The sequence below is a fragment of the Anaerorhabdus sp. genome, from assembly GCF_036657415.1.
In the GTDB taxonomy this organism is placed as follows: domain Bacteria; phylum Bacillota_I; class Bacilli_A; order Erysipelotrichales; family Erysipelotrichaceae; genus Anaerorhabdus.
This window is the reverse complement of sequence record NZ_JAVXGL010000080.1, coordinates 1-8,802: the sequence shown is the minus strand read 5'-3', so window position 1 is coordinate 8,802 and position 8,802 is coordinate 1. Positions and strand designations below refer to the sequence as shown.

The window sequence follows — 8,802 nt, the reverse complement described above, 5'->3', positions numbered from 1 at the left end:
AGTGAAACTAGCTCGTTGCCAGGTAATCTTGGATTCCTTCATGGAATCCTTTTTTATTTATTAAGTTTGAAATTACAAAAGATGTTTTATTGTAATTAGTATGTTATTTCAATAGCGATTTAGGCGTTTTTAGCGTATTTTATACTATGCACAATGCTTGGATATTCTATCAAATTAGCGTATATTATAGTTACTTAAGGAGGTTCAATATGCATTATGAAGTATTTGATAATCGTATAGTTTATCGTGATGATGAGAAAATATATGCAGAAGTTACTTTTCCCAAAGTTGAAGGGAACATTGTCGATATAAATCATACATTTGTAGATGAATCGTTAAGAGGTAAAGGTATTGCAGGTATGTTAATGTACATGGTTGCGATGGACTTGAAAAATTCGAATCGTGTGGCTAAACTAAGTTGCACTTTTGCAGTTAAGTGGTTTGACATGCATCCTGAATATAAAGCACTAGTTGTTGATTAGTGCTTTTCAATTTGTGCTATAATAAACAATGCGAGGTTAATATATGGAAAAAATATTTAAAACAAACAAACCTGAAGAAACAAAAGAACTAGGGAAACAACTGGGGCTTTTAGCGAAGGAAAATATGGTATTTACGCTTACTGGTGATTTAGGTGCAGGGAAAACTACATTAACGCAAGGAATTGCGAAGGGCTTAAATATAGAAAAGACTGTAAGCAGTCCGACATTTACAATTCTAAAGATTTATCACGGTCGTATGGATTTATATCATTTTGATGCGTATCGTTTAGAAGGATTACATCAAGATTTAGGTTTTGAAGAAATGATTGATGGTGATGGCTTAACAGTTATTGAATGGCCAATGTATATTCAAGATATGATTGGCGAAGAGTTTTTAGAGATTGAAATTAAGTTCATTGAAGAAGAAGTTCGTGAATTTGTATTAAAGGCCAACGGCAAAGCATATGAAGAATTATTAGGAGAAATACAATTATGATGACATTATGTATGGATACAAGTCAAAAGTATTTAGTCTTAGCATTGATTAAAGATAACGAAGTAATAGCTAGTAAAGAAACTATTTGTTTTAAGCAACAATCAGAGACAATCTTTCCGGAACTTATAACACTTTGTGAGGAAGCGAATTGCAGCCCACAAGATATTGATCAACTTGTTGTGACAAAAGGACCTGGAAGTTATACTGGAGTAAGAATTGCGATGACAATTGCAAAAGTTTTTTGCGCAATGAAGAACGTTCCTTGTTTTACTTTAGGTTCTCTTCAATTAATAGCTGGAAAAAGAGATTGTTTTGCAATGCTTGATGCACGAAGTCATAGAGCCTATTTAGGACAATATAGAGATGGAAAATGTATTGGTAATTTAGGTGTTTATACAATTGAAGAGATTAAAGAAATTGTCGCTGGACATGATGTTGTAGGAGATACTTCTTTACTAGGAATGGAAGACTCTTATCCAAATTTAGCGGCGGCTTTTCTTGAACTAAAAGATGAATGGGAAAAAGTAGAAAATATCCATTGTCTTGTTCCTGAATATCTAAAATCACAAGAAGAATATTTGGTTAAGTAATATGATTCGTAGTATGGATTTAGGTGATTTAGATCGCGTTGAACAGTTAGAAGCCGAACTTTTTTCTTTACCTTGGAAAAAAGAAGACTTCAAAAGAGAACTTATAGAAAATGAATTTGCCCATTACTTTGTTGTAGAAGAAAATAATGAAGTTGTTGGCTATTGTGGTATTTGGAATCTTTATGAACAGGCACAGATTACAACGATAGGTGTAGCAAAAGATTGCCAAGGTAAAGGTTATGCATCTTTGTTAATGGAAAAAATTGAAGAAGTTTCTGTCGCAAATGGATGTGAAACTTGTTCGTTAGAAGTGCGTGTAAGTAATATTGCAGCACAAAATTTATATACGAAATATGGATATATTACAGTTAATATTCGTAAAGGATATTATAGTGATAATCACGAAGACGCTTTCTTAATGATGAAGGCAATTGGAGGTAAACTATGACACAAATAATATTAGCAATTGAAAGTAGCTGTGATGAAACTGCATGTTCAATTGTAAAAAATGGTAATGAAATTCTTTCAAATATCGTATCAAGTCAAATCAATGTACATAAGAAGTTTGGTGGAGTTGTACCAGAAGTAGCTTCACGTATTCATGTAGAAAATATTTCTGTAGTAATAGCGGAAGCGATGGAACAAGCTAAAGTAACGATGGATGATATTGATGCAATTGCGTTTACGCAAGGGCCTGGATTAATTGGATCATTGCATGTGGGAGTTCAAGCCGCAAAAACACTCGCATGGATGTACAATAAACCATTAATTCCTCTTCATCATATTATTGGGCATATTTATGCGAATGGCTTTGTCGATGAGTTAACATTCCCATTATTAGCACTTGTTGTATCAGGAGGACATACCGAATTAGTTTTCATGAAAGATGAATGGTCTTTTGATATTTTAGGAACAACACAAGATGACGCCATTGGTGAAGCATATGATAAAGTTGCACGAGTACTTGGTCTTCCTTATCCAGGAGGTCCAGCTATTGATAAATTGGCTAAAGAAGGTAATAAACATTATGTTTTACCTACTCCTAAAACAGAAAAAGAATTAGACTTTTCATTCTCAGGATTAAAATCTGCAGTACTTCAACTGATTCAACGAGAAGAGAAGAAGGGTGAAGAAATTAATAAAGCTGATCTAGCATATTGTTTCCAAGAAACGGCTTTAGATACACTTGTAGGAAAGACCTGTAAAGCGGTTGAGTTAATGCATCCCAAGCAAGTTGTTTTAGCAGGTGGCGTTGCAGCGAATTCACGATTGCGTGAAAAAATGATTGAAGCAATGGCAAAATATTCAGATGTACACCTAACAATACCACCACTTTGGTGTTGTACTGATAATGCAGCAATGATTGGTGCAGCAGGTAATACTGCATTCAAACACAAGTTTTTTGGAAGCTTAGATTGTAGTGCAAATCCTTGTAAAGAGATGAACATTTAAATAAATCTTTCACAAACTTGCTAATTATGATATATTAATTATGGTGATAAAAATGGAAAAAAATAAGAATGTTCCAAAAGCAACTTTGCAACGTTATCCTATCTATTTGAAAGCTTTACGCAAGCTTCAAGGTGATGGTGTTCAACGAATAATGTCAAAAGATTTGGCTACATGTGTATCAATAAAATCTACTACAATACGCCGTGATTTTTCATTTTTAGGGAATCTAGGTAAGCAAGGATTTGGGTATGATGTTGAAAGCTTGATTCAGATTTTTAGTGATCAACTTGGATTAGGATTCGATGAAAAAATCATACTTGTAGGAGCTGGAAATTTAGGTAAGGCACTATTAAACTATAATCGTTGGAATAATGTAGTTGGAGAAATTGTATGTGCATTTGATATAAATCCAGAGGCAGTAACAGGTTCATCAGTTCCGGTTTATAATATGAATGACTTAAAAGAAAAATTACCAGAAGGTTGTCGTATTGCGATTTTATGTATTTCAAACAATGTACAAGAAACCGTGAATACCTTGATTTCTTATGGAATTACTGGTATAGTAGATTTTACTCATGAGCACTTTCAAGTCCCTGAGAATATTGTTGTAAAAACTGTAGATGTTGTTTCAAGTATACAAGAACTTGTATTTGAGACAAATGCGTTAAAAGATTAGCGATGAAAAAAGAGTGAGCTGTGTTGTCTTTCAAAGAGATTCTAGGGTTGGTGTAACTAGAAAAAGAGACATGGATTCGTAACACTTTTGGAGCTAGGTTGGAGAATTAAGTAGACAACCTCGTTGACGGCGTTAACGTTTAAAAGGCATAGAATTCTATGCGAAATAGGATGGCACCACGTTAATTAAACGTTCCTTGTTTAGGAACGTTTTTATATTATAAGGAGGTAAGAAAAGATGCTTACATTTATGACAGTCAGAGAGCTTTATGATTTAGCGATATCTGGCGAAAGTATGGAAATTGACCAAATTGAGTATGTACAATGCGAAGGATGGGTGCGTACAAATCGTAATAATGGTTCAGTGGGATTTATTGAATTAAACGATGGTACTTATTTTAAGAACTGTCAATTAGTATATACACCAACATTAAACAACTTTGGAGAAGTTGGCAAATATTTAACAGGGACAGCACTTCAAGTAATTGGAAAATTTGTTTTGACACCTGAATCAAAACAACCATTTGAATTGCAACTTACAGAAGTAATCTTAGAAGGTTCTTGTGATAGTGAATATCCTTTACAAAAGAAGCGTCATTCATTTGAATACTTACGTGAAATTGGACATTTACGTCCACGTACAAACACATTTAATGCAGTATTTCGTGTGCGTTCAGCGTTAGCCATGGCAATTCATGAATTTTTCCAAAATCAAGGATTTGTTTATGTTCACGCTCCAATTATCACAGGAAATGACGCAGAAGGTGCAGGTGAGGTATTTACTGTAACAACACGTAAAGACGATAACTATGAAGAAGACTTCTTTGGTAAAAAAGCAAGTCTTACAGTTTCTGGTCAACTTCAAGCAGAGGCTTTCGCATTGGCGTTCCGTGATGTGTATACATTTGGACCTACATTCCGTGCTGAAAATTCAAATACAACAACGCATGCAAGTGAATTCTGGATGATTGAACCAGAAATGGCTTTTGCTGATTTACAAGATGATATGGATTTAATTGAAGACATGGTTAAATCATGTATTGAGTATTTACTTGATAACTGTCCAGAAGAAATGAAATTCTTTAATGAATTTGTAGATAAGACTTTACTTGAACGTTTAGAAAAAGTGCGTACTTCAGATTTTGTGCGTATGCCATATACAGAAGCAATTGAATATTTATTAAAAGCTGAAGTTAAGTTTGATAATAAAGTTGAATGGGGTATGGATTTAAACACTGAACATGAACGTTATATCTGTGAAAAAATAGTCGATGGACCAGTATTCTTAACTGATTATCCTAAAGATATTAAAGCGTTCTATATGCGTGTGAATGATGATCAAAAGACAGTTGCAGCATGCGATTTACTTGTACCATCAGTAGGTGAATTAGTTGGTGGTTCACAACGTGAAGAACGAATTGATGTTTTAAAAGAAAGAATGAAAGAAATGAATGTTCATGAAAAAGGACTTGAATGGTATTTAGACTTACGCCGTTATGGTGGATGTAAACATGCTGGATTTGGTCTAGGTTTTGAACGCTTTATTATGTATGTAACAGGTATGCAAAACATTCGTGATGTTATACCATTCGCACGAACTCCAAGAAATTTAAACTTTTAAGATGCAGGGAACTGCATCTTTTTCTTACTTTCATTTATAGTAAGAATGCTTTACAATAGTAGTCGAGGTGCTTTTATGGAGAGATATGTATTAAAAACAAAATCGGATGGATCTGAGATAACAGTCGCCGATGTACAAAATGTACTATTAGGTATGTTGAAGGATATTGATGAAATATGTCAAAGAAATAACATTCCTTATTTTCTTAATGGTGGATCTGCTTTAGGAGCTGTACGTCACAAGGGATTCATTCCTTGGGATGATGATGCAGATATCGCAATGATGAGAGAAGATTATGTGCGTTTTATCCAAGTATTGAAGAAAGAATTGCCAGAGCAATATACATTTCAATGTTTCGATACAGATAGACGTTACAATGTTTTAATTCCTGGAATGAAGATTCGTAAAAAAGGAACGTATTTAAAAGAAGTAAATACTTTATTACCGAATCGTTGTACTGATTCTGATGGAATCTTTGTCGATGTATTTGTCTATGATTATTGTACTAAGAATAAGTTTATTGATTTACCATTTCGTTTGTTAAATCAAATTTTGATGCCAGTCTTGATTGGCTTTGACATGCTTCATATCAATCCTGTGTTTTTGAAGCGCTGGTTTATGTCAAATACTCATCTTTATGGGAAATTGAATAAAGGTTCTGACTATATTGGTTTTGACTTAACATGGACATTTAAAACACCATTTCATCCATTCATATTTAAAAAAGAAGATATTTATCCTGTACAGTATGTTGATTTTGAAGATACAAAATTACCAATTGCAAACCATCCGCATGAGTATTTATGTACAGCGATTGCACCAAGCTATAATACATTACCCCCAGTAGAGAAAAGAGCACCTAAACATATCGTAGATATCGAATTATAGGAGATAATATGTATTACCAGATAAATAAAGGATGTAAGAATTTTGGAGCACAAACCATATTTGAAGACATCCAATTTGAAATAAAAAATACTGAGAAGATTGCGATAGTAGGCCGTAATGGCTGTGGCAAATCTACTCTTTTAAAGTGCATCACAGGTGAGTTGGAGTTAGATCGTGGAACTATTCATAGGATGAATGGTTTGACAGTTGGTTATTTAGCTCAAACGACTTTTAGTGATGAAAACCGTACTGTCCAAGAAGAAATGAATTTAGTCTTTCAACCAATTTTTGAATGTAAACATGAATTGGACGAAATTACTGAAATTATGAAAAGTGATCATAGCGAAAAGATAATGGAAAAGTTCGCCCTTGTTCAAGAAAGATTTGAACGTCTAAATGGATATAATTATCAAGCTGAATTAGAAACCGTTTTTACTCGCTTTGGATTTACAAAATCTGAATTATCAAAAAAAATTGGAACTTTTTCAGGTGGTCAAAGAACACGCTTGGCTTTTGTTAAATTATTATTGAGTAAGCCGGATATCTTGTTGTTAGATGAACCTACCAATCACCTAGACTTAGAAACAATTGAGTGGTTAGAAGGCTATTTAAAACGCTATGAAAAAGCAATTGTTTTAGTCAGTCATGACCGAATGTTCCTCGATGATATTGCTGAAGTCGTCTACGAGATTGAATATGGCATCATGAAAATGTATAAAGGAAATTATTCGTCTTTTGTAGAACAAAAGAAATTAGATCAAGAGAAACAAGGACAAGCCTATATTCGTCAACAAAAAGATATTGAACGTTTAGAAGCTCTTATCGAAAAATTTCGGTATAAAAGAAGTAAGGCTGCATTCGCTCAATCTAAAATAAAGTATTTGGATCGAATGGAAAGAATAGAAAAGCCTGGTGAAAGTGATACAAAAACATTTAAGGCTCATTTTACACCACGTACAAAAGGTGGTAAACGTGTACTTGAAGTTGAAGATTTAGTTATCGGTTATGATCACCCATTAAGCAAAATTAATTTAGAAGTATTACAAGGGCAACGTATTGCAATATTAGGAGCTAATGGAACAGGGAAGTCTACTTTCCTTAAAACAATTATGGGGATTGTACCACAACTTACAGGTAATTATCTATTAGGTCATCAAATTGAAGTGGGATATTTTGATCAACAATTAGCCCAATTTAATACAAGCAAAACGGTACTAGAAGAATTATGGGATGAATATCCAGATTTGGATAGAACATCGATACGTACAGTACTAGGAAGTTTCTTGTTTAGTGCAGATGAAGTCTTTAAAACGGTTGATGTATTATCCGGTGGAGAAAAAGTTCGCTTATCATTTGCAAAGCTATTATTGAAACATTCAAACTTCTTAATTCTAGATGAACCTACTAACCATTTGGATATCATTGGAAAAGAAGCATTAGAAGAATCATTGTCAGATTTTGAAGGAACAATTCTCTTTGTCTCACATGATCGTTATTTTATTAAAAAGATAGCGACTTCTGTTTTGTATTTAGATAATACAGGAGCACATTTCTATCCATATGGTTATGAAGAGTACGTTGAAAAAGGCGCACAAAATGCGAAGGCTAAAGAAATTGTAAGAATGCCACAAGAAGTAATCGAGGAAAAACCAAAGATTAAACCAATTAATGCAAAACGTGAAATCGTAAAAATTGAGAAATTAATCGATGAAAAAGAAAACTTATTGGAAGAAAAACGGGCATTACGATTTGAACCAGAATATTATCATGATTATGAAAAAATGAATGCTCTCGATGAAGAAATAGATGGAATTCATAATGAAATAAATCAATTAATGAAACAATGGGAAGAATTAAGTGAGATTTCCTGAAACAAAAGACGATAATTGTTTCAAAGAATAAAGCTTTAGTGTATAATGATTTTGGAATTTAGGAGGAAAATTAAATGTCAAATTGTTTAGTAGCTCAATCAGGCGGACCTTCATCAGTTATTAATGCAACAGTTGCTGGTGTAGTTAAAGCAAACCAATTAAACCAAGTTTATGATACAGTGTATGGTGGATTAAACGGTATTGAAGGAATTCTTAATGAAAGACTTGTAGATTTAACAAATATGAGTGAGGAAGAAAATCGTATTCTTCGTCAAACTCCATCAAGTGCTTTAGGTTCTTGTCGTTACAAATTAAAAAGAGAAAATGTTCAAGACTTTGAAAAATTAATTCAAGTTATGGAAAAATATGATATTGAAACATTATTCTACACAGGTGGAAATGATTCAATGGATACAGTTGCTGCATTAAGTGAATATGCAAAAGCTAAAGGAATTACAAATCGTCGTTTCGTAGGTTGTCCTAAGACTGTAGATAATGACCTAATGGTTACTGATCACTGTCCAGGATTTGCAAGTGCTGCAAAATTCATCGCAACTACTGCAATGCAAACATGGTTAGATGTTAATGTTTATACACGTCAAGAAGTATTTATTCTTGAAACAATGGGTAGAGATGCTGGTTGGTTAGCTGCTTCTAGTTGCTTAAGTGGAATTGTTGACTTAGTTGTTCTTCCAGAACAACCATTTAATAAAGAAGTATTCTTGGG

10 protein-coding genes and 1 other annotated feature are annotated in these 8,802 nt (G+C 33.4%); all 10 genes read left to right on the top strand.

Annotated elements, in window-relative coordinates; genetic code table 11:
* Positions 1 to 209 precede the first annotated feature (209 nt).
* The gene (locus RSB60_RS09615; protein ID WP_323381303.1) at positions 210 to 482 is read left to right on the top strand and encodes a GNAT family N-acetyltransferase; all 273 of its coding nucleotides are present in this window, start codon (positions 210 to 212) and stop codon (positions 480 to 482) included.
* A 43-nt stretch (positions 483 to 525) separates the two neighbouring features.
* Positions 526 to 978 carry a tRNA (adenosine(37)-N6)-threonylcarbamoyltransferase complex ATPase subunit type 1 TsaE gene (gene tsaE, locus RSB60_RS09610; RefSeq protein ID WP_332616006.1) on the top strand — a complete coding sequence of 151 codons (453 nt, stop codon included), beginning with the start codon at positions 526 to 528 and terminating at the stop codon, positions 976 to 978.
* Complete coding sequence (gene tsaB, locus RSB60_RS09605) at positions 975 to 1,568, top strand: tRNA (adenosine(37)-N6)-threonylcarbamoyltransferase complex dimerization subunit type 1 TsaB (RefSeq protein ID WP_323381301.1); 594 nt, start codon at positions 975 to 977, stop codon at positions 1,566 to 1,568. Before tsaE ends, tsaB begins: the two co-directional genes overlap by 4 nt.
* 1 nt (position 1,569) lies before the next feature.
* On the top strand, positions 1,570 to 2,016 hold the full coding sequence (gene rimI, locus RSB60_RS09600) for a ribosomal protein S18-alanine N-acetyltransferase (RefSeq protein ID WP_332616003.1): 447 nt from the start codon (positions 1,570 to 1,572) through the stop codon (positions 2,014 to 2,016).
* A complete protein-coding gene (tsaD, locus tag RSB60_RS09595; protein WP_332475530.1) occupies positions 2,013 to 3,020 on the top strand; it encodes a tRNA (adenosine(37)-N6)-threonylcarbamoyltransferase complex transferase subunit TsaD in 1,008 nt (335 codons plus the stop codon). Before rimI ends, tsaD begins: the two co-directional genes overlap by 4 nt.
* 52 nt (positions 3,021 to 3,072) lie before the next feature.
* Positions 3,073 to 3,696 carry a redox-sensing transcriptional repressor Rex gene (locus tag RSB60_RS09590; RefSeq protein ID WP_332616001.1) on the top strand — a complete coding sequence of 208 codons (624 nt, stop codon included), beginning with the start codon at positions 3,073 to 3,075 and terminating at the stop codon, positions 3,694 to 3,696.
* Positions 3,690 to 3,896, top strand: a binding site (T-box leader). It overlaps the preceding gene by 7 nt.
* Positions 3,897 to 3,933: 37 nt before the next feature.
* Positions 3,934 to 5,316, top strand: a complete 1,383-nt coding sequence (gene asnS, locus RSB60_RS09585; protein ID WP_332615999.1) for an asparagine--tRNA ligase — start codon at positions 3,934 to 3,936, stop codon at positions 5,314 to 5,316.
* 75 nt (positions 5,317 to 5,391) lie between these two features.
* Complete coding sequence (locus tag RSB60_RS09580) at positions 5,392 to 6,204, top strand: LicD family protein (RefSeq protein ID WP_332615997.1); 813 nt, start codon at positions 5,392 to 5,394, stop codon at positions 6,202 to 6,204.
* An 8-nt stretch (positions 6,205 to 6,212) separates the two neighbouring features.
* Complete coding sequence (abc-f, locus tag RSB60_RS09575; protein WP_332615995.1) at positions 6,213 to 8,075, top strand: ribosomal protection-like ABC-F family protein; 1,863 nt, start codon at positions 6,213 to 6,215, stop codon at positions 8,073 to 8,075.
* A 74-nt stretch (positions 8,076 to 8,149) separates the two neighbouring features.
* The coding region (locus tag RSB60_RS09570) for a diphosphate--fructose-6-phosphate 1-phosphotransferase (protein ID WP_332615992.1) at positions 8,150 to 8,802 on the top strand (653 nt) is incomplete at its 3' end.

Excerpts from the sequence above, each read along its gene's own strand:
- RSB60_RS09615 (WP_323381303.1), top strand. The coding sequence starts at position 210 with ATGCATTATGAAGTATTTGATAATCGTATAGTTTATCGTGATGATGAG.
- tsaE (WP_332616006.1), top strand. The coding sequence starts at position 526 with ATGGAAAAAATATTTAAAACAAACAAACCTGAAGAAACAAAAGAACTA.
- tsaB (WP_323381301.1), top strand. The coding sequence starts at position 975 with ATGATGACATTATGTATGGATACAAGTCAAAAGTATTTAGTCTTAGCA.
- rimI (WP_332616003.1), top strand. The coding sequence starts at position 1,570 with ATGATTCGTAGTATGGATTTAGGTGATTTAGATCGCGTTGAACAGTTA.
- tsaD (WP_332475530.1), top strand. The coding sequence starts at position 2,013 with ATGACACAAATAATATTAGCAATTGAAAGTAGCTGTGATGAAACTGCA.
- RSB60_RS09590 (WP_332616001.1), top strand. The coding sequence starts at position 3,073 with ATGGAAAAAAATAAGAATGTTCCAAAAGCAACTTTGCAACGTTATCCT.
- asnS (WP_332615999.1), top strand. The coding sequence starts at position 3,934 with ATGCTTACATTTATGACAGTCAGAGAGCTTTATGATTTAGCGATATCT.
- RSB60_RS09580 (WP_332615997.1), top strand. The coding sequence starts at position 5,392 with ATGGAGAGATATGTATTAAAAACAAAATCGGATGGATCTGAGATAACA.
- abc-f (WP_332615995.1), top strand. The coding sequence starts at position 6,213 with ATGTATTACCAGATAAATAAAGGATGTAAGAATTTTGGAGCACAAACC.